1 protein-coding gene is annotated in these 523 nt (G+C 71.5%); it reads right to left on the bottom strand.

Going from position 1 to position 523, the window contains the following annotated elements:
• On the bottom strand, nt 1-506 hold a 506-nt coding region (locus ABD332_RS59980; protein WP_344516126.1), incomplete at its 3' end, for an AMP-binding protein.
• Nucleotides 507-523 lie beyond the last annotated feature (17 nt).

Genomic DNA, 523 nt, shown 5'->3' with positions numbered 1-523 from the left:
GTGTAGATGACGTACGCCGCGTGACCGGGCAGCACCGCGACATCGGGAGCCGTGTCCGAACCGGACCGGGGCACCTCCGAGATCACACACACCGCGCCCGCGTCCGCGACCATGAACGCGACCCGCTCCGCCGGCAGATCCGGGTCGATCGGCAGATACGCGCCGCCGGCCTTGTGCACCGCCAGCAACGCCACCACCATGTCGAAGCCACGGGGCAGGGACACACCGACGACGGAGTCCACGCCGACACCGCACTCGATCAGCTGACGGGCCAGACGGTTCGCGCGACCGTCCAGCTCCGCGTAGGACAGCGACTCACCCTCGAACACCAGCGCCGGCACGTCGGGCGTGCGGGCCACCTGTTGGGCGAACAACCCCGGCAACGTCGCCGCCGGCACCTCGACCGCCGTGTCGTTCCACTCGTGCAGCACCCGGTCCAGCTCGGCGGCGTCCAGCACACTGACCGCCGACACCCGTGCCGACGGGTCGGCCAGCACGGCCTCCACCACCCGCACCCACCGCT

Origin of the sequence: Dactylosporangium maewongense (genome assembly GCF_039531485.1) — a bacterium.
GTDB classification, from domain to species: domain Bacteria; phylum Actinomycetota; class Actinomycetes; order Mycobacteriales; family Micromonosporaceae; genus Dactylosporangium; species Dactylosporangium maewongense.
Note: the sequence above shows the minus strand (reverse complement) of the source record. Positions and strands in the feature narration are given on the sequence as shown.